The sequence below is a fragment of the Acinetobacter sp. Swhac1 genome, from assembly GCF_013390985.1.
Lineage (GTDB): Bacteria > Pseudomonadota > Gammaproteobacteria > Pseudomonadales > Moraxellaceae > Acinetobacter > Acinetobacter towneri.
Window position 1 is genome coordinate 23265 of record NZ_JACASN010000002.1, and the last position, 20248, is coordinate 43512.

The following is a 20248-nucleotide window of genomic DNA, read 5'->3' on the forward strand; positions in this document are numbered from 1 at the left end:
CTACTCTTTCATCAGCCAACGGTCAAAGTAACGACGCCCAACACCCACAATACCCAAGAAAATAAACATCGCACCAAATTGGCGACTAAAACCTGATTGATTAAAACTGCCATAACTTAAAATATTATCAATTAAGCAATACACCACAATCACAATAATCCAGTGCCAGAGCGGTAAGCGCTTAATCCCCACCGCATAAAACGCCACCCAAAGCACAACGAAGGTAAAAATGGTCGACCATACGTTCATGTTGGCGCAAATCACCATCAATAAAAATGCCACAATAGGCAACACAATTTTTAAAACACGATCCACTCGCAGTTGATGTTGGCGCTGCTTTTCAAGTACATCTAACATTTCCTTTTGATCTGGGCTGACCATAATGGATCCTTTATATAATTCCTTAAAACATGCTATTTAACAAAATTTATTCAAGAAATGCCATGTTATGATAAGTTCTCAATACAGTTTATGAGAAAAAATTGATGCAAAGCATAAGTGGAATTGTTTATCTAATTATAATTGCTTGCTTATTGCCGTATGTCTTTGCTGTTGTCGCAAAAATGGCAGGCGGCTTTAAACGCGAAGATAACCAAAATCCACGTGAATTTTTAGCCAAAACCACAGGTTTTGCTGCACGTGCTAACGCCGTACAGCAAAACAGTTTTGAAAGCCTGCCTTTGTTTATTGCTGCAGTGCTCATGGCGGAATATATGGTCATCCCACAAGTGGTGGTGATGATGTTTGGTATTGCTTATATTGTGCTGCGCATTATTTATGGAATTTGTTATTTAGCCAATTGGGCGACGCTGCGTTCAATTGTTTGGATGCTGTCTTTACTTTGCCCTATTTGTATTTTACTGATGGTGATTAAACTGACCTGATCAAGTCAGGTGTGAAAATATGTATTTTTGCCTTGCAGATGTATAATCGCGCAGTAATTCAGGACAGAAAACCGTTATAATTGACGCGGTTTTAAAAAGATTTAACTTGTTTAAGAGTGATGCTATGAGCTACAGCAATATCCCTGCGGGTAAAGATGCACCAAATGACATCTATGTGATCATTGAAATTCCTGCCAATGCAGCGCCAATCAAATACGAAATTGACAAAGATTCTGATGCATTATTTGTAGACCGTTTCATGGGTACAGCAATGTTCTACCCAGCAAACTACGGTTATGTACCTAATACACTTTCTCTTGATGGTGATCCACTTGACGTATTGGTTGTAACGCCACACCCAGTAGAGCCAGGCTCTGTGATCCGTTGCCGTCCTGTCGGTAAACTGAACATGGAAGATGATGGTGGTGTTGATGCGAAACTGGTTGCAGTTCCACACGACAAATTGACTCCAATTTATAAAGATGTTCAAGAATATACTGATCTTCCACCATTATTGATCAGCCAAATTGAACACTTCTTCCAGCACTATAAAGACTTAGAGCCAGGCAAATGGGTTAAGTTAAGTGGTTGGGAAGGTGCTGATGTTGCGAAACAAGAAGTATTGAACTCAATTGAAGGCTACAAAGCTGCAAATCCATAATTTGCGTAGCCTGTTTGGCTTTTACATAAAAGCTAAAATATAAAAAAACCTGCACAGAATATGTGCAGGTTTTTTTATTGGATTGGCTATTCTGAGAAATTAGAATAATTTCACAGGAATATCTAACCAGATACGCCATTCATTAGTTGAGCCAATACCTTCGCTGTTATTCACTTTTTGGTTATTGTAGCTACTACTTGAACGCAAGTAAGAGTAGCGTAAGCGTAAGCTCGCATCTTTAAATGCACCAGATTGAACGGTGTATTTCACTTGGTTGAAAAATTCATGTTCTTCAGCTTGATCAATAATTTCAGTTCGATTGTTGCGATCCGCAACATCAATATCCCAACCGTAAACAAATGCACTTGTCCAGTTCAAGCCAGGTAAACCGTGGTTTTTAAAGTTGTAGTTATATTGCAAGCCAACTGATTTTTCATCATTGCCGTTGAAATCAGATAAGTATGAATTTGGTACATAAATACTTTGTAGACCATCTGCATTGTATGCATAGTCGTAACCTGTATTGCCAGCATTATCTTGATAAGCCAGCATTACATTGTGAGCATCTTTATTATAGGTTGCCGAAACTCCCCAAATAGTGTTTTCACGGTCTGCAAGGTTATCTGTAGTATGTGAACCTGTGGCTGCACCAGCTTCCCACTGTGTGTTATAAGCCACAGCATCTAAGGTTACATTTGCATCGTTAGGTACAGCAAAGTTGTAATTTGCATTGGCATAGTGGCGTTCTAATTTATCTTTAACATCTACCCCATAATAAGAGGCATTAACTTGGTCGTTAAATTTGTATTTTGCACCCCAGAAAATAGCACTATCCAAACCTTGTTGGTCTGAGCTGATGTCATTTGACCATTGGTTTTTAGTAAATTTACCACCAATTAACGTCAAGTCTTTAATTTCGTTACTTTCAATATAAAGACCAGTGTAGTATTCAGGTGTTAAGCGTGCTGTATTGCTTGCAATTACTGGTATTTCAGATACTTGCGTACCATATTTAGCTGTTGTATTTGATACGCGTGCTTTTACATAAGCACCACCACGTGCCCAGTGGTCATAAGCAGAACCATCGTTGTGGACTGGAATCATTTGGTTGCCAGTATTTTTGTTTTCACCTAGTTTGAATGAAGCATCACCAATGATACCTGCACCAAAACCAACAATACCTTTAGTAAAGCCAGAATCTAGATTGATAATTGCTGTTTGAGCTGCAGAGCTTGTGTCGTTTGTTAGTCCATCTTTTTTATCACGATTCAAATAACCTGTACGGAATAAAACCGAACCGTTTGCGTCTTCTACAAAGCCTTTAGATTCACTTTGTTCGCTAGCAAATGCAGTTGAAACAAGCGCTGCGTTGATCAGCAACGCAAGTGTTAATTTTTTAGATTGCAGCATTGGGAGATGGCCTCATGCAGTAAATGTGTAGTTGAAACGTAGGCGAATTGTATCGCTATTTATGCGCGAAAATATCACTTTTAAAGCACTTATGACACTAAAGTTAAGCATTTTTTCGATAAACTGTGGGGTCATTAAAAATATCGACTTTTCAAAAGTTGAATAAATATTTTATTTTTTAGTAAAAATAAAAACATAATTTTAAATTTATTGAATTGCTGTAATTTACCAAAATGAAGCGCATCTGAAACTTTTTTGTAACTCGCACATTAAAAATACAGTTTGTTTAATATTTCAACAGTTTAAAGTGTGATAAAAGGTCGTAAAACACAACATAAGCCTTAAAATGGCGTGAAATTTTTTCTGTGATGCAGTTATCTTTTGAGTCTAACTTTGGATGATAGGTGAGTTGGAAAATGAATTTATAAATCTTTATTTGAATTAAGAGTATAAAAATTACATTTTATTTAAGCTTTGAGTAATAGCTTTTGGCTATTACGGATTTCATGTGAAACATCGGTGTTTAGTTTTGGCATTACGATGAAAACAGAACTGTTTAAGCAGATATTTTATACATAACTTTTATATGGTCGTTGGCTTGCGAAAATTAAAATTGATCTATCGTTTTGGTCATTGAATTATTTTTGATGTGAAGATTGAAGTGTCGCGTCGTATATTGATGTCAAATTTTGGTGCAGAAATCTAGTGCAGTTTAGGACAGGATTTCTGTCTGTTCACTGAGTTTTGATAGTTGATGGCGTAAGGATGAACAGAGGATAGGCATGACTTTCTATTTTTTGATCAGGATAGGCTTGTGATTCTTGACTGCACTTTTTTAGGTATGTGATTTAGCTTTATTGCTATGCAAGGATGCAAAAAATAATCATAGCACTGTGTAAATTCATGTTTAAAGTGCAGTGGTTATAAGACGAGTATTGATGCAAATCAAAATTCATTCCAATCAAAACAAAAAACACACTAAAAATAATTGATGTATAACAATAGTTTAAATTTATATCTATTGCTTTTAAACGTAAAATTGCTGTTCTGAATTTCATCGTTGGCATAGAGTTTGCAATTCCTTCATTGAGTCAAAAAAAATAGACAAAGGCATCTCATCCGATGCAGGGGGAATCTAAAATGAAATTCGTACTTCAAACACTTTCTTTGGCGATGTTCGCAGCCACATCAAGTCTCAGCTTTGCTGCAGAAAATGCGACAGGCATGTCGTTTAGCGGGACAGCAGCCTTAACCAGTGATTATCGCTATCGTGGTTTAACTCAAACCTTTAATGATCCCGCAGTGCAAGCAGGTTTTGCTCTCAGCCATGATTCTGGCGTGTATGCAGGCGTGTGGGGTTCCAATGTCGATTTTGGTGGTACGGCACATTTAGAGCTTGACCCTTATATGGGCTATACCACAAGCCTAGATTATTTTGCCAGCAAACCCATTTTGGATGTGGGTTTTTGGTATTACGCCTACCCAAGTGAGAGCGATTTAAACTGGCTCGAAGCTTATGCAAAATTAGGTTTTAGTGATGTTTTGTTTAAAGATGCCAGCTTATTAACAGCCATTAACTACAGTAATGATTTCTTAGGTGGTGACACCGATGCTTGGTATTTCAATGCCACTTATACCGCACCCATTGGAAGTACCGGCTTTTCTGGGGTTGCTGGATTAGGTTACACCCAAGCAGATGACTTTGATTTTGGCGGTGGAAAAGACAGCTATGTAGATTGGAAAGTCGGTGTAAGCTATAACTTTGCTTCAGTTGAAGGTTTATCTGCTGAATTGGCTGCTGTAGGAACTGATATTGATACCGATGGTTTTTCGCATGCGGCAAAGCGTGGCGTTGAAACAGGAGCTGTATTTACTTTAACTAAAGCCTTCTAAAGATAGGGCTACGACGATAAATAAAAGCTTCAGTTTGGAGTGAAACTTAAAACAATAAAAACAACTCGCCCATTGTCAGGCATGGCAATGGGCTTTTTTTCATCTCTTAGACTTTCAATCAGGCTTCATGGGCACGATAAGACAGCGCTTCACTCAAATGTGGACTTTGAATCTGTTCACTTTGGGCTAAATCTGCAATGGTGCGTGCCACCCGTAACACCCGATGATAAGCACGCGCCGATAAGTTCAAACGCTGCTGCGCAATGGCTAAAATATTTTGGGCAGTATTATCTAAGTGTGCAAATTGCTCTAATTGTTTGGGACTGAGCGCCATGTTTAAACACTCTTGGCGTTGCAATTGTCGTGTATATGCTTGAATGACACGGCTTCGCACGGTTTCAGAATTTTCCACTGGTCGGGTGTCCTGTAATTCATGTGCTTGCAGAGGTGGTACATCAATGTGTAAGTCGATACGATCCAATAACGGCCCTGAAATACGGTTTTGATAGCGTTTAATACTTTCTGCAGAACATTGGCAGCGCACATCCTGATTAAAAGCATAACCACAAGGACAGGGATTCATGGCGGCAATTAGTTGAAAGTTGGCTGGAAAGGTAATTTGCCGAGAAGCGCGGGAGATCACAATTTCTTTGGACTCTAAAGGTTGGCGCAGCACTTCTAACACTTTTTTATCAAATTCAGGTAATTCATCTAAAAATAAAACGCCTAAATGCGCCAAGGTAATTTCACCGGGTTTGGGATATGAGCCTCCACCGACCAAGGCTACAGCAGAAGCGGTATGATGTGGGGCGCGAAAAGGACGCTGTCCAAACGTATGCGGGCTATTGGCCACTGAATAGATACTGGCAACCTCTAAATTTTCCTGCATATTCAATGGCGGTAAAATACTGGAAAGCCTAGATGCCAATAAGGTTTTGCCTGTACCGGGTGGGCCTTTGAATAGCAATGAATGTCCACCTGCAGCCGCAATTTCCAAAGCACGTCGTGGGCGCAACTGTCCTTTAACATCGACTAAATCAAAGGCGGAATGTGATAACTGTGGTTGGGCAGTCGCGGTGACTTTATTTAAAGGCTGGCTTTGTGCCAAATGTTCGCAAACTTGTTTTAAATGTGTGGCGGCAAAGACTTCAAAGTCAGGCAATTGAGCAGCTTCTTGTGCATTTTGTTCAGGTAAAACCAAACGATGCTGTGCCTGTTGGCAGGCAATCGCAATACTGAGTGTGCCTGTGGTGGGACGCAATTGACCATCTAAAGCCAATTCTCCAATAAACTCTAAACTTTCAGTGCTTTGTTCGGGCAATTGTCCCGAAGCAATTAAAATGCCTAAAGCAATGGCTAAGTCCAAACGCGAACCATCTTTGGGCAAGTCGGCAGGCGCTAAATTAATGGTCAGACGTTTGGTCGGAAATTGAAAACCACTGTTAATAATGGCAGAGCGTACCCGATCTTTACTCTCACGTACGGCAGCTTCGGCTAGACCGACAATGGTTAAAGAAGGTAAACCTTGACTCAGATGGACTTCGACTTCAATTGCAGGGGCGTGCAAGCCGAGCAGCCCCCGCGTATACACTTTGGCAAAAGACATTATTATTATGATCCGTTTTGGTGCGTTATTTTTATAGGTGTTTGGTCTTTTATGGCACTAAATTGGTGCTTATTTTTTGATCTGCATCTTTTGTTCGAGCATTTCGACTTGTTTTAACAATTCATTTAAACGCAAATTGGCATTATTCAGCGCGGTACGTTGGCGATCTAGCTCATCTTGAGAGACCAAATCCATTTTTGTCACGGCTTCATTCAGTAAAGCACGTAAATTATGTTCTAAATCTTTTTTGGGTTGTTCAATTTGTTCCAAAATGGCTTGTAATAAAGTTTCAATCATTGTTGTTTCCACACAGATGGACAAAGGTAGGCAGTGTAGCACTGGTCTTGAATAGACTATAGCATTTCAGACGAAATATGGATTTATTCGATGAGTAAAATCGTAAATTTTCTAGTAAATATGTCTATTTTTTGAAGATCAAAACCATATAAATGTATAAAATAAGGTATAAAGAAAACTCATGTCACGGTTTCTAATTTCCCCCGACCTTAGAACTTTGGCATGGAATTTGAACATAAAACCTTACTGGTGAATTAAGCCGAAGGAAAACAAACATGAAGCTCGTAACTGCAATTGTAAAACCCTTTAAATTAGATGATGTGCGTGAAGCATTATCTGAAATTGGTGTTCAAGGGATCACCGTAACAGAAGTCAAAGGCTTCGGTCGCCAAAAAGGTCACACCGAACTTTATCGTGGCGCTGAATACGTCGTTGACTTTTTGCCTAAAGTTAAAATTGAAATCGCAATTAGCGATGAAATGGTGGATTCGGTGATTGAGTCAATCACTCGTGTTGCTAGTACAGGCAAGATTGGTGATGGCAAAATCTTTGTGACTAACCTCGAACAAGTCATCCGTATTCGTACAGGTGAAACGGGTGCAGACGCTGTTTAAGAAAATGGCACGAAGTTTGCTGAGTACCTAATAACTCACAAAAACAAAGGTCGGGGGACACAAATGAAAAAAATGCTACTCGCGCTGAGTCTATCAGGCGCACTTCTTGGTGGTTCTGTTGCTTGGGCTGAAGAAGCCGTAACAGCCACCGCACCAACTTCAGATGTTGCAGTGCTTGAAACTGCCGAAACATCTCCTATCGAAACAACAAATGCAACAACAGAAGTTGCAGCCGTAGCAGAAGTCAGCACGACTGAAGCTGCTGAACCAGAAGCTGTATTAGATACAGGCGATACCGCTTGGATTTTAGTTTCGACTGCTTTAGTTTTACTCATGACCATTCCTGGTTTGGCACTGTTTTATGGCGGTATGGTACGCAAGAAAAACGTACTCAATACTATGGCTTATAGCTTTGTAGCAGCAGCCGTGGTCAGTATTGCCTGGGTTGCAGTGGGCTATAGTTTGGCTTTTGGTGAAGGTAATGCCTTTATTGGTGGTCTAGACAAAGTCATGCTGGCAGGCATTGGTACCGATGCGCTCAGTGGCAGTATTCCTGAAATTCTATTTGTGATATTTCAAATGACCTTTGCCATCATTACTGTGGCAATTATCAGTGGTTCAATTGCAGAACGAATGAAGTTTGGTGCCTTTGTTGCCTTTATCGCGATTTGGGTGGTCGTGGTCTACGCACCAATTACCCACTGGGTATGGGGTGGTGGTTGGTTAGGCAATGATGGTGCTCTCGACTTTGCTGGTGGTACTGTTGTTCATATTAACTCGGGTGTTGCAGGTTTAGTTGCTGCATACATGTTGGGCAAACGTATGGGCTTGGGCCGTGAATCTATGGCTCCGCACAACCTGACTTTGACTGTACTGGGTGCAAGTTTACTCTGGGTGGGCTGGTTTGGTTTCAACGGTGGTTCTGCTTTAGGTGCCAATGGTGCAGCGGGTTATGCCTTAGTTGTGACTCAAGTGGCAGCCGCAGCCGCAGCAATTGCATGGCTTGTAGCAGAAAAACTGGTACGTGGTAAAGGTTCTGTATTAGGTGCTGCATCGGGTGCTGTAGCAGGTTTGGTGGTGATTACTCCAGCAGCAGGTTTTGTGACTGTTGGTGGTGCATTAGCGATGGGTTTAATTGGTGGTGTGGTATGTTTCTGGGGTATTACTGCCTTAAAACGCGCCCTGAAAGCTGATGACTCTCTAGATGCCTTTGGACTACATGGTGTAGGTGGTATTGTTGGTGCAATTTTAACAGCCTTCTTTGCCAGCGAGTTTATTATGGGCGATGCTGCACCAAGCAACTTGATGAGCCAACTTTGGGTGCAAGTTGAAGGTGTGTTAGCGACCATTGCTTACTCTGCTGTACTGACTTTCATCATCTTAAAAGTAATTGATCTAACCATTGGTATTCGTGTGGCTGCAGAAGATGAGCGTATGGGACTCGACTTAAGCCAACATGGTGAACGTGTAGAATAATCTAGACAGTACATAATCAATATATTGTGTAAAACAGCCCTTCGGGGCTGTTTTTTTTCTATATGTTGCGTAAAACTCTACAAAGTTTGGAATTTTTGCTACACTGCATTTTCATTCAAATTTGTGCAATTAAACCGCTATGCATTGTCCATTTTGCAACGCTGCAGACAGTAAAGTGATTGACTCACGTTTGGCGGCAGAAGGCTGCCAAATTCGCCGACGTCGTGAGTGTATTGGCTGTGGTGAACGCTTCACCACTTTTGAAAGTTATGAAGTCGTCATGCCACGTGTGATTAAATCGGATGGGAAAAGTGAACCCTTCGATGAGGCCAAGCTGCGTCGTTCACTGATGCATGCTTTACAAAAGCGTCCTGTGACCCAAGAGCAAATCGAAACTGTACTCAGCGACATCCAATTACAAATTCGCCGTTTGGGTGAGCGCGATGTGAAATCGCGTACCATTGGTGAAATTGTCATGCAGGCCTTATTTGCACTGGATCATGTGGCGTATGTTCGTTTTGCTTCGGTGTATCAAGACTTTCAGGATGTCGAAGCGTTTCGTCGTCAAATTGAACAAATGCAGTTACGTGAGCAATAAACCCTCATGTCAGCAAAAAGCACACAACATCTGAATATGACTGAATCCACTTCCAATTTACCACCCGATGATCTTTTTTGGATGCGTCGTGCGATTGTATTGGCACGTTTGGGGCAATACAGCACCAAACCCAATCCAAATGTCGGCTGTGTGATTGTCAAAGATGCGCAATTATTGGGCGAAGGTTATCATCCGCGTGCAGGGCAACCGCATGCCGAAGTCTTTGCTTTACGTCAGGCAGGTGAACAGGCACGTGGTGCAACTGCCTATGTAACTTTGGAACCGTGCGCGCACTATGGGCGCACGCCACCTTGTGCCAAAGCATTGGTCGATGCAGGTGTGGCCAAAGTGGTGGTGGCATGTCCAGACCCAAATCCATTGGTGGCAGGTAAGGGTGCTCAGATTTTAAAAGATGCAGGCATTCAGGTGGAGGTCGGTGTGGCAGAAGCTGAAGCGCGTCAGTTAAATTTAGGCTTTTTAAAAGCCATGGCTACGGGCATGCCCTATGTGCGTTTAAAAGTAGCTTCAAGTTTGGATGGTCGCACGGCAATGGCTTCGGGTGAATCCAAATGGATCACAGGCACGGCTGCACGTGCCGATGTGCAGCATTGGCGGGCAATTTCTGCTGCAGTATTAACGGGGATCGACACGTTACTGGCCGATGACTGTCTGCTTAATGTACGCCACTTAGCGGGTGTAGATGACACTCACAGCGTAGTACAACCTAAACGGATTATTTTAGATCGCCAAGGTCGTTTGCCTTTGAGCGCACAAATTTTGCAGCAGCCTGAAACGGTGATGGTGATGGGACCGTATCGTGCAGAGTTGGCTGCTTTGGGCGTGTTACAATTGGAACCGCAACCTTTAGCCACCTTACTTGCCCAATTGGTACAGCAACATCAAATTTATGATGTATTGGTTGAAGCGGGAGCAACCTTATCGACCGCTTTCTTGCAGGAAGATTGGGTAGATGAAGTGATCAGCTATGTGGCACCTACATTGTTAGGGAGCTCGGCTCGTACCATGTTTAATGCAGAATTTGAGCAGATGTCAGAGCAACTTCGATTTAAACTTTACGATGTCACTCAATTGGGTGATGACGTGCGCCTTAGGTTAATTCCTTCTCAAGAGACACTATGAGTTCAGAGTCAACGGTTTATCATAAACGCCGTCATGCGGCACGCACTACTGATGAGTATTTATTTCATCAGTTAGTGCCTTATTTGGGCAATAAACGCCGTTTGCTGCATCTGATTTTAGAAGCGCTTGAACAGACAGGAACGCTGCATCCTAAAAATGGTCGTGCCCCAATTTTTGCCGATTTTTTTGCAGGTTCAGGAGTGGTATCACGTTTGGCGCGCCAAAATGGTTATCGCGTGATTGCCAATGATTGGGAACCGTACAGCCATGCCTTAAACCATGCGATTTTGGCCTGCACTGAAGCACCTGCATTTAAAGAATTAGGCGGCTATCAAAAAGCCATTGATTATTTGAACCGTTTGCCTGAAGTCAAAGGCTGGGTGACGCATAATTTATGTCCGCGCAATGACGAGATTTATGACCCAAGTCGTGACCGTTTGTTCTTTAAACGTCGAAACGGCATGCGCATAGATGCGATTCGTCAACAAATTGCCACGTGGCAAGCGCAGGGCGCCATTGATGATGTCGAGATGTCGGCATTGTTGGCGCCGTTGTTGTACTCTGCCAGTTTTGTCAGCAATACCAGCGGGGTGTTTAAAAGCTTCCACCACGGCTGGGGCGGCAAAACCCAAACTGCACTCGAACGAATTGAATCATTATTGTGGCTCACGCCAAGTCGTTTTTGTGACATTGGCGAACCGAATAAACCTGCTGCAGAAATGTGGTGTGTAGATGCCCAACATCTTGCCAATCAAATGAGTGGTTTTGAGGTGGATGTGGCTTATTTAGACCCACCGTATAATCAACATGCTTATAGCAGTAACTATCATGTGTTAAATGCCTTAACTTTGTGGGATCAGATTGATTTACCAACTCCAGACACCAAAGGCTTTAAAAGCGGTATTGACCGCGCATGGCGCAAAGAACGCCCAAGTCCATACAACTCATCTAAGTACGCCAAAGAGGCGTATGAAACCTTATTGGACACCATTAATGCACGTTTTATTCTAACCAGTTATTCTACCGATGGTAATATTAGTGCCACAGACTTGTTGCAAGCCAATTTAAAACGCGGTCGAGTGACGTTATTGACGCAAGATGTTCCGCGTTATCGCGTGAGTAAACAGCGTCAGTCTGAGCGTGCGCGTGTACTGGAATTTATTGTGATTACCGATACGCATGCCAAGTCAGGCCCACCTATTCGCCAGTTGTTAGGGCAACTTTACCATTTTGCAGAATTGGGTGGTGTAGACACCTCAGGTGTGAGTACCCAATTGGCGTTGTGGTAAATCCACAAATCCTCAGTGAATGAGAGAAAAGATTATGTTTACAGGCATTATTGAAAGTTTAGGTAAAGTAGAAAGCCTGCAAAGTGTGGGCGGTGATGTACGTTTGCGTATTCAGACTGATTTGGATATGTCGGATGTGCATTTGGGCGATTCAATCGCCACCAATGGTATTTGCCTGACTGTGATTGAATGGGGCGACAATTGGTATGCCGCAGATGTTTCCCGTGAAAGTTTAAACCGTACCACTTTAGGCACATGGAAAGTGGGGCAGCCTGTGAATGTTGAAAAAGCCATGCTGCCGACCACACGTTTTGGTGGGCATATCGTAAGTGGTCACGTTGATGCAGTCGGTGAAATTACCGTGGTACGTGAAGATGCACGTTCGATTTACTATGAAGTAACCGCACCTGCAGAAATTGCCAAATACTTGGCAGAAAAGGGTTCGGTGACAGTTGATGGGATTAGCCTGACCATTAACCATTTACGCGGTAATGTCATTAGTCTGAATTTAATTCCGCACACGGCAGAGCGTACCAATATTGGCACATGGAAAGTTGGTAGCAAGGTCAACTTAGAAGTGGATGTCTTGGCACGTTATATTGAGCGTTTGCTCTTGGGCGATAAAGCGGCAGAAACAACGCAGCAGTCTAAAATTAGCATGGAATTCTTGGCAGAAAATGGCTTTTTAAAATAAGCACTGAGCCGAATGAAATTTAAACAGTCTGATTGAAAAATTAGACTGTTTTTTTGTTTTTAGGGATAATTAAAGAAATATAGATAGTTTTTTCATCATAAACACCCTTTTGGCTTAATGTAGATGATTGATTTTTTAATGAATTTGGAACACTGGTTACCATTATTACTCGATAATTATGGTCTGTGGATTTATGCCATTTTGTTTCTGATTATTTTTGCAGAAACAGGTTCCGTGTTCATGTTTTTTTTACCAGGCGATAGTTTGCTGATCGCCATTGGTGCCTTGTGTTCCACTACCGATGTGGTGCATTTGCACTATATGGGGGTTTTGCTTTTTGTCGCTGCGGTCTTGGGGTATAGCGTCAACTATTACACTGGACGAATTCTAGGTGTGAAGTATTTTCATCAACATTCACGTTATTTCAAACCTGAATATATTGTAAAAACTAACCATTATTTTATGAAACATGGCGGCAAAACTATTTTAATGGCGCGTTTTATACCGTTTGTACGTTCATTTGCACCCTTTGCGGCAGGGTCTGGGCACATGCCTTTGGCGACTTTTAGTTTTTATAATGTGGTGGGTGCTGCCGTGTGGGTTTTTTCTTTAATGGCAATAGGTTATGGTTTGGGCAATATTTTGTCTTGGTTGGGTGATTGGATTTAATTCCTAATGTTTCCTATTTTCTTATTCTAAATCCAAAGCGATAACTCAAAAAACTGATTGACGACCACAAAAAAGCCCACCGTGTGGACTTTTGGTCTGGTTCAGTTTTAGTGTTTGGTGACAATTAATTCTGTGCCACCCAAGCGCGAGCTAAAAGTATCGTTTGTTTGAATTGAAAACTTACCCTTTTCCGCTTCTTTAGACAAATAAATGCTTAATGATTGGAAATCTGCACGACTGATCCATAAATCCTGAGCACGAATACTGCACTGTTCGCCCGTATTAAGATGGTCGATTTTGCCTGAAATTTTCGTCAAGATATCCATTTGAAACCCGAGATTGTCAAAATTATTAAGAAGATAAAAGCTGAAAATTCAACTTTTTCTGGATGACAATCATGAGACAAAATTATTTCATTTTGATGACACTTGATTTAAGGCTATGGGCGAATAGGGGGTAAAAGTAAATTTATTCTTTAGAAAAACTTGAATTTTTTAAGATATAGTCAATTTCTTCTTGGGCTGCGGCATGCAGTCGCGCACGAAAGATCGTTACCGCCTGCTCAATTTGAGTTTCGGCTTCTAGCTCTAAACGCAAACGTACACTTTCAAGTTCAGAAACAATTTGATCATCACTTACCGCAGTTGCGGCTTGATTAAAAGTCACTGCAGGTAATTCAGGATTTTGCTCATAACGTGCAGTATAGTTTGAAATTTCCTGATCCAGACTTTGACGCATCAACTCAAGTGCTTGAGTTTGTTCTGCAAAGCGTTGCGCTTCATCTTGCTGTAGCTGTGCAGCATAAGCGGCTTGTTCTGCACGTTGCTGTTCTAATTTGAGTTCGAGTGCCAATTGGCGACGTTGCCGTGCTTCTTCAATCAAACGTGCTTTCAGGTCAGCATAGGCTTGTTCAATTTTTTCCTGTGATTGTTGCTGAGCGCGCTGATCTTCTGCAATCCAGTTGTGTAATTGCGTTTCAGGTTGCAAGACCTCACAAATTCGATGCAGATCATCCATAAATGTCTGGCGCACAGCCTGAGGCGCGGTTAACCAGCGCTGTTTAAAATCTGAGCCGACATTTAAAGTCACCGCATCTCTCCTTATTTTGAGCAGTATTTTTAAAAAAACGTTTTAAAATTAAAGCTTAAACGTCTGTGGTTCTATGCCCAAACGTCGATATTGTTTAAATTTTTCACGTCCAAGCACTTTAGCTGCTTCGTGATTTTCAATAATCTCAATAATGTGACTAAATTTTGCATAGGCTTCAAGTGCCTGACTGTTAAAATTAAACACAATCCAGTCCGATTGCTGCGGTAATTCGGCAGAAATACATACGCTGGCCTGTGTTTGGTTAATGCCATGTGGAATAAAGCTGCTGGCATCAAAACTCCACAGACGCTCATCCAATATTTGCTGTAACTCTGGATCAGGGCAATGCAGCCAAATGCGTGCCTGCTGCCGCAAAATTTTGCGGCATAAACGGCAAGTGCTTTCCACTTGCCGTTCAGGACTTTTTTCAAACAAATAAAAGCTAACTTTAGCCATTATTGCTTGCACGTTGTGCGAGGAACTGCATCAATAACGGTACAGGACGACCTGTTGCGCCTTTATTGCTGCCTGAATTCCATGCAGTGCCTGCAATATCTAAGTGTGCCCAGCGATAGTCACGGGTAAAGCGTTGCAAGAAGCATGCTGCAGTAACTGAACCTGCTTTAGGCCCACCAATATTGCCAATATCGGCAAATGGTGAATCCAGTTGTTCTTGGTAATCGTCAATCACGGGCATACGCCATACACGGTCAAATGCAGTGTGTCCCGCAGCATCCAATTCCGCCGCAAGTTCATCATCTGGGGTAAACATGCCTGTCAGTACCGAACCGAGTGCAACCACGCAAGCGCCTGTTAAAGTCGCAATATCAATCACCAAAGCAGGGTTGAAGCGTTTCACATAGGTTAGGGTATCGCACAGCACCAAACGACCTTCGGCATCGGTATTTAAAATTTCGATGGTTTGGCCGCTCATACTGGTCACAATATCACCCGGGCGAGTGGCTTTGCCTGACGGCATATTTTCTGCAGCGGCAATCGTGCCGACCACATGGATAGGTAAACGTGCTTCACATAGCGCGCGCATGGTGCCTAAAACTGAAGCAGAACCACACATATCAAATTTCATTTCATCCATCCCTAAGCCGGGTTTGAGTGAAATGCCGCCTGTATCAAAGGTGATGCCTTTACCGACCAATACCACAGGTGCTTCATCATGCTGTGCTTGATATTCGAGGCTAATAATGCGCCCTGGACGATCTGAACCTTGACTGACTGCAAGGAAAGCGCCCATGCCTAATTCTGCCATTTCTGCTTCATCTAAAATGGTGACTTTGAGTAAGTCTGGATATTCTGCCGCAAGTGCTTGTGCTTGTTCTGCCAAATATTCAGGGAAACAAATGTTGCCCGGACGGTTGCCCAAGTCACGTGCCATGTTTTGACCCGATTGCATGGCTTCAATCAATTGAAGTTGATCTGCGCTGAGTGGGCTGTTGTTGGCAATGAAATGGATTTGTTCAAGCTGAAACTCATTCTTTTTGCTTTTGTATTCATCAAAAGCATAGGCTGCTTGGGTCAGGCTGAGTGCAAATACATAATGCAGCTCGCTAGGCAGAGCAGACAAATCAATGCTGATCTGTTTAAATTTTTTTTGTGAAGATTTGATAATGCTTTGTGCAATTTTTGCCAGCTTTGCGGCTGGTAATTCTTCGGTTTTACCCAAACCGATCAGGTTGCTATTGGCGCATTCAACAACGCTAGCCACCAAACTTAAACTTTCATTAAAGCCTGCTTTAAATTGTGTCGCTTGAATAATGCTGTCTAAATCCTTGATTTGATAAGCAGCAGTTGCCTGTGGCACCTGTTCTGCAGCCACTAAAATTGACAAAGATTCACTCGCGCTGTGTTCTTGGAATGAGGGACTTAAGCTAAATTTAATCACTGGATTTTATGCCTATCTAAATGTGCAAACTATGCAACCATTGAAACATTTTTATGCGTCGAGTTTCAATGTATAACAAGGCGATAGGTTTTATATTTTCAACATTCAGGTAAACTAACGCGAATTGGATTCCCTCACATTTTGGAAGAAATAATTTGATTATTCGGCGTTATTTGGTCAAGCAAGTTGTGTCGACATCCTTGGTTGTGATTGCCTTACTGACCTTGATCATGATGGGTGGTCGACTGATCAAGTATTTTGGCGTAGCCGCGCAAGGGCGTTTGGATGCGAGTATTTTATTCAGCATCATTGGCTATCGCTTGCCTGAATTTTTGACGCTGATTTTACCTTTAGGTTTCTTTATTGGTCTGATGCTGGTCTTTGGTCGTTTATATGTCGATCATGAAATGGCGGTACTCAACAGTAGTGGTGTGAGTCGACATCAGTTGGCACGTTTATTGGTGCCTATGACGTTGGTGTTTCTGATTGTGCAAGGCTTTTTGATGCTGTGGGCATCGCCTTGGGGACTGCGTCAGTTTGAAGCACTGACCACCAGTCAGGCGGTACGTACAGGTTTTGACTTGGTGCGACCCAAAGAATTTATATCTTCGGGGCCATACACCATTTATGCAGGTGATTTATCTGAAGACCGTAAAAACCTGAAAGATATTTTCTTTTATCAACGTGCAGAAAAAGCAGGTCGTCCTGATGTCATGATTCTGGCAAAAGAAGCGACACGGGTAGAGTTGGAAAATGATCCTGCCAATGTGGTGGATTTGGTCGAAGGGCGTCGTTATGAAATATTTCCGGGCACAGCCAAATATTCACAGGCAGAATTCCAAAGTTATCGTTTACGTTTAGAGAATGACAAAGAAGCTAAATTTGAAAGTGCCGAAGTAGAAGCCTTAACCACCTCGCAACTTTGGAAAAACCGTGCAGACCCTGTGGTCGCAAGTGAACTGGGATGGCGTATTTTTGTGCCTTTTGCGATTGTGGTGGCGTTGTTTTTAGCCGTGGCATTGTCAGAAGTTAGTCCGCGTCAGGGGCGTTATTTAAAACTGTTTCCTGCCTTGTTAATTTTCGCCAGTTTGATTGTGGCGCTCATGGCGGTTAAAACCCGTATCAGCAAACAAGAAATGGGCATGATTGCTTATCCGTTGGTGTTGTTGGCTTATGCGATTGCGGCAGCCTTGTTCTCACGTAAACAAAAACTAGCACCTAAAATTAAGCAGCAAATTCAGCGAGTGAGGTCTTAAGATGTTGGCACGTCGTATAGTTGCAAAACACGTTACCAAGACCACAGCACTGGCTATGTTTGGTGCAACGGCAATTTTGTCTGGTTTGCAGGTGTTGTTTACCTATTTGGGCGAATTGGGTTCACTCAATGAAAACTATAGTGCATGGCAGGCATTGCTGTATGTATTGTGGGGTGCGCCAAATTATCTCTATGAAATTTTGCCGATTTCTGCCTTGATTGGCGCAGTGTTAGGCTTGGGTACGTTGGCATCCAACAGCGAATTGATTGTGATGCGTTCTGCAGGGATTAGCCTGTGGCGTATTGTGGGATGGGTGATTCGTTCCGCCATGGTATTGGTACTGCTGTCTTTTGTGCTCAGTGAATGGGTGATTCCATACACCAATGAACAAGCCAAAAGTGTTAAAAGTCACCGTAGCGTCGCTGAGCTGGGTGAAGTTCGTGGCTATTGGTCGCGCGAAGGCAATCGTTTTATTTATATTGACTACGCCAATGCCCAAGGGCAGCTCAAAAATGTACAAGTGGTCGATTTTGATGATAATTATCGCTTGCGTGGTACATTGTCTGCAGATCAGGGACAGTTTGTTAAAGACGGTAGTTGGTTGCTCAATCAAACTGAACAGATGGATATTTTGCAGGCGGGCAACGCGACTTTAGCTAAAAACAGCGAACAGGCTTTGGCTTTAGCATTGCAACCGAAATATGTGCACATGGTCACCATCGACCCTGAAGATTTATCCCCAAGTCAATTGGTCAGTTTCATGAGTTATATGCATGAATACAGCCAAGTGCCAAAAACCTACCAATTGGCGTTTTGGCAAAAACTTGGTGCGCCCTTTGCGCTGATTGCTTTGGTGGTGATTGCTTGCTCCTTTATTTTTGGGCCGTTACGTCAGCAATCTATGGGTTTCCGTTTGGTGATTGCTTTATTTGTCGGCTTAACCTTCTTTTATTTACAGGATTTCTTGGGCTATGCCAGCTTGGTCTATGCACCATCGCCTGCGTGGTTCGTATTTATCCCTATTATTTTAATGTTTGTCATCGGCGGTTACTTACTGCATCGTGCGCGTTAAGTGCGGGCCGATGCTGCTGCTTTTTCCGTGTGATTGGGTAAACCTATCTGAATCAGTGGCGGAAACCATCTTCTGAACATAGAGTCTTGACGCAAAATTCGTTAAGATAGCATGATTAATTTGTAGACGAAAAAGAGTATTGATTATGGCGGATGCAACTGCTGGCAAAATCCCTCACGTATTGGTGATTATGGATGGTGTGGGTCATCGCGAAGCGGTCGAAGACAACGCGTTTTTAGCAGCGAAACGACCAAATTTGACTGCTATGCAGGAAAAGCATCCGCATGGTTTGATCTCTGGTTCAGGTGAAGATGTGGGCTTGCCAGATGGTCAAATGGGTAACTCTGAAGTTGGTCACATGAACTTGGGTGCAGGACGTGTGTTGTACCAAGATTTTACCCGTATTACCAAAGACATTCGTACAGGCGCTTTCTTTGAACATGAAGTGTTGGTCGATGCGGTAGAAAAAGCCAAAGCAGCCAACGGTGCAGTGCATCTGCTTGGTTTATTGTCTGAAGGCGGTGTGCATTCGCATGAAGATCATATCGTGGCGATGGCAGAATTGGCATTAAAACGTGGTGCAAAAGTTTATCTACATGCCTTTTTAGATGGCCGTGATACGCCACCAAAAAGCGCGCAGCCTTCTTTGGAAAAACTGGACGCATTATTTGCACAATATCCAAATCAAGGTCGTATTGCCAGCCTGATTGGTCGCTACTATGCGATGGATCGTGACAACCGTTGGGATCGTGTAGAACAAGCCTATCGTCTACTTACCGAAGGTGAGGCAGTACGCACTGCGGCAACTGCGGTTGAAGGCTTGGCAGCGGCTTATGCGGCAGATGAAAGCGACGAGTTTGTTAAAGCCACCCGTATTGGTGAAATTGCCAAAATTCAAGATGGCGACAGCGTGGTGTTTATGAACTTCCGTGCTGACCGTGCACGTGAATTGACCAAAGCCTTTGTGGAACAGGATTTTGCTGGTTTTGAACGTAAAGTTGTGCCGCAATTGTCTAAATTTGTGATGCTGACCCGTTATCAAGCCAGCATTGCTGCGCCAGTGGCGTACATGCCAGAAGATTTGAAAAACTCGATTGGTGAATATTTATCAGACTTGGGCAAAACACAATTGCGTATTGCTGAAACTGAAAAATACGCACACGTGACGTTCTTCTTTAGTGGTGGTCGTGAAGATGAATATCCGGGTGAAAAACGTATCCTGATTCCATCGCCAAACGTAGCAACCTACGACTTAAAACCTGAAATGAGCGCTTATGAAGTGACTGATGAACTGGTTGCAGCCATTAATTCAGGTGAATATGATTTGTTGGTGGTGAACTATGCCAATGGCGATATGGTCGGTCATACTGGTGTGTTTGATGCAGCTGTCAAAGCAGTGGAAGCAGTAGATACCTGTTTGGGTCGTGTCTATGAAGCGGTGATGGCGAAACAAGGTCACATGATTATTACAGCTGATCATGGTAACGTCGAGCAAATGCAAGACTATGACAGTGGTCAGGTACATACTCAGCACACCACTGAATTGGTGCCATTCATTTATGTAGGCCCAACTCAGGCCACCATTTTGGAAGGTGGTGTGTTGGCAGATGTTGCACCAACTTTATTGAATTTGATGCAATTGCCAGTGCCAGCAGATATGCAAGGTCGCAACTTAATTCGCCTACAGGCATAACCCTCGA

General features: G+C 42.7%; 21 protein-coding genes. 13 read left to right on the forward strand and 8 right to left on the reverse strand.

The genetic code is table 11. The annotated features are described in order from the left end of the window. Nucleotides 1-381 carry a hypothetical protein gene (locus tag HX743_RS01185; protein WP_004975646.1) on the reverse strand — a complete coding sequence of 127 codons (381 nt, stop codon included), beginning with the start codon at nucleotides 379-381 and terminating at the stop codon, nucleotides 1-3. Between the two features lie 104 nt (nucleotides 382-485). Between HX743_RS01185 and HX743_RS01190 the strand changes: the two genes are divergently transcribed. Both HX743_RS01190 and ppa read left to right on the forward strand, forming a co-directional pair. Continuing rightward, nucleotides 486-884, forward strand: a complete 399-nt coding sequence (locus tag HX743_RS01190) for an MAPEG family protein (protein ID WP_096902243.1) — start codon at nucleotides 486-488, stop codon at nucleotides 882-884. A gap of 124 nt (nucleotides 885-1008) precedes the next feature. Continuing rightward, nucleotides 1009-1545, forward strand: coding sequence for an inorganic diphosphatase (gene ppa / locus HX743_RS01195; RefSeq protein WP_178318302.1), 537 nt, complete (start codon nucleotides 1009-1011; stop codon nucleotides 1543-1545). A 99-nt stretch (nucleotides 1546-1644) separates the two neighbouring features. Here the strand turns inward: ppa and HX743_RS01200 are convergent, their stop codons facing one another. After that, nucleotides 1645-2955, reverse strand: a complete 1311-nt coding sequence (locus HX743_RS01200) for an OprD family outer membrane porin (protein ID WP_096902242.1) — start codon at nucleotides 2953-2955, stop codon at nucleotides 1645-1647. Between the two features lie 1140 nt (nucleotides 2956-4095). Here HX743_RS01200 and HX743_RS01205 point away from each other — a divergent pair. Further along, nucleotides 4096-4848, forward strand: a complete 753-nt coding sequence (locus HX743_RS01205) for a TorF family putative porin (RefSeq protein WP_026438393.1) — start codon at nucleotides 4096-4098, stop codon at nucleotides 4846-4848. 118 nt (nucleotides 4849-4966) lie between these two features. Here HX743_RS01205 and HX743_RS01210 read toward each other — a convergent pair whose 3' ends face one another. Together HX743_RS01210 and HX743_RS01215 are read right to left on the reverse strand one after the other, a co-directional pair. Further along, the gene (locus HX743_RS01210) at nucleotides 4967-6454 is read right to left on the reverse strand and encodes a YifB family Mg chelatase-like AAA ATPase (protein ID WP_178318303.1); all 1488 of its coding nucleotides are present in this window, start codon (nucleotides 6452-6454) and stop codon (nucleotides 4967-4969) included. A 69-nt stretch (nucleotides 6455-6523) separates the two neighbouring features. After that, nucleotides 6524-6751 (reverse strand): accessory factor UbiK family protein, encoded by a 228-nt coding sequence (locus HX743_RS01215; RefSeq protein WP_168525650.1) that lies wholly within the window; start codon nucleotides 6749-6751, stop codon nucleotides 6524-6526. Nucleotides 6752-7026: 275 nt separating this feature from the next. On the opposite strand from HX743_RS01215, the gene glnK reads away from it, so the two are divergent. The 7 genes from glnK to HX743_RS01250 all read left to right on the forward strand — a co-directional run bounded on the left by glnK (nucleotide 7027) and on the right by HX743_RS01250 (nucleotide 13231). After that, nucleotides 7027-7365 (forward strand): P-II family nitrogen regulator, encoded by a 339-nt coding sequence (gene glnK, locus HX743_RS01220; RefSeq protein WP_004650081.1) that lies wholly within the window; start codon nucleotides 7027-7029, stop codon nucleotides 7363-7365. A gap of 63 nt (nucleotides 7366-7428) precedes the next feature. After that, the gene (locus tag HX743_RS01225; protein WP_178318304.1) at nucleotides 7429-8841 is read left to right on the forward strand and encodes an ammonium transporter; all 1413 of its coding nucleotides are present in this window, start codon (nucleotides 7429-7431) and stop codon (nucleotides 8839-8841) included. 139 nt (nucleotides 8842-8980) lie between these two features. Then, on the forward strand, nucleotides 8981-9439 hold the full coding sequence (nrdR, locus tag HX743_RS01230; protein ID WP_004975665.1) for a transcriptional regulator NrdR: 459 nt from the start codon (nucleotides 8981-8983) through the stop codon (nucleotides 9437-9439). Between the two features lie 36 nt (nucleotides 9440-9475). Beyond that, nucleotides 9476-10579: a bifunctional diaminohydroxyphosphoribosylaminopyrimidine deaminase/5-amino-6-(5-phosphoribosylamino)uracil reductase RibD gene (gene ribD / locus HX743_RS01235; protein WP_178318353.1), complete on the forward strand. Its 1104-nt coding sequence runs from the start codon at nucleotides 9476-9478 to the stop codon at nucleotides 10577-10579. Beyond that, entirely contained in the window at nucleotides 10576-11868 is a 1293-nt protein-coding gene (locus HX743_RS01240; RefSeq protein WP_178318305.1) for a DNA adenine methylase, read from the forward strand. The genes ribD and HX743_RS01240 overlap by 4 nt, the downstream gene beginning before the upstream one ends. 34 nt (nucleotides 11869-11902) lie before the next feature. Beyond that, nucleotides 11903-12562 carry a riboflavin synthase gene (locus HX743_RS01245; protein WP_178318306.1) on the forward strand — a complete coding sequence of 220 codons (660 nt, stop codon included), beginning with the start codon at nucleotides 11903-11905 and terminating at the stop codon, nucleotides 12560-12562. Between the two features lie 123 nt (nucleotides 12563-12685). Next, nucleotides 12686-13231: a VTT domain-containing protein gene (locus tag HX743_RS01250; protein ID WP_019838149.1), complete on the forward strand. Its 546-nt coding sequence runs from the start codon at nucleotides 12686-12688 to the stop codon at nucleotides 13229-13231. A gap of 107 nt (nucleotides 13232-13338) precedes the next feature. Here the strand turns inward: HX743_RS01250 and HX743_RS01255 are convergent, their stop codons facing one another. The 4 genes from HX743_RS01255 to HX743_RS01270 form a co-directional block, all read right to left on the reverse strand. Next, nucleotides 13339-13557 carry a hypothetical protein gene (locus HX743_RS01255; protein WP_026438238.1) on the reverse strand — a complete coding sequence of 73 codons (219 nt, stop codon included), beginning with the start codon at nucleotides 13555-13557 and terminating at the stop codon, nucleotides 13339-13341. 142 nt (nucleotides 13558-13699) lie between these two features. Further along, nucleotides 13700-14320, reverse strand: a complete 621-nt coding sequence (locus HX743_RS01260) for a hypothetical protein (protein WP_178318307.1) — start codon at nucleotides 14318-14320, stop codon at nucleotides 13700-13702. 48 nt (nucleotides 14321-14368) lie between these two features. Next, a complete protein-coding gene (locus tag HX743_RS01265; protein WP_131260997.1) occupies nucleotides 14369-14776 on the reverse strand; it encodes a DNA polymerase III subunit chi in 408 nt (135 codons plus the stop codon). After that, nucleotides 14769-16217 (reverse strand): leucyl aminopeptidase, encoded by a 1449-nt coding sequence (locus HX743_RS01270; protein ID WP_178318354.1) that lies wholly within the window; start codon nucleotides 16215-16217, stop codon nucleotides 14769-14771. Before HX743_RS01270 ends, HX743_RS01265 begins: the two co-directional genes overlap by 8 nt. 158 nt (nucleotides 16218-16375) lie before the next feature. Between HX743_RS01270 and lptF the strand changes: the two genes are divergently transcribed. The 3 genes from lptF to gpmI all read left to right on the forward strand — a co-directional run bounded on the left by lptF (nucleotide 16376) and on the right by gpmI (nucleotide 20241). After that, nucleotides 16376-17476 (forward strand): LPS export ABC transporter permease LptF, encoded by a 1101-nt coding sequence (lptF, locus tag HX743_RS01275; protein WP_004975682.1) that lies wholly within the window; start codon nucleotides 16376-16378, stop codon nucleotides 17474-17476. 1 nt (nucleotide 17477) lies between these two features. Beyond that, nucleotides 17478-18548, forward strand: coding sequence for an LPS export ABC transporter permease LptG (lptG, locus tag HX743_RS01280; RefSeq protein ID WP_004975683.1), 1071 nt, complete (start codon nucleotides 17478-17480; stop codon nucleotides 18546-18548). Nucleotides 18549-18693: 145 nt separating this feature from the next. Further along, entirely contained in the window at nucleotides 18694-20241 is a 1548-nt protein-coding gene (gene gpmI, locus HX743_RS01285; RefSeq protein WP_004975686.1) for a 2,3-bisphosphoglycerate-independent phosphoglycerate mutase, read from the forward strand. The last annotated feature ends 7 nt before the right edge of the window (nucleotides 20242-20248 follow it).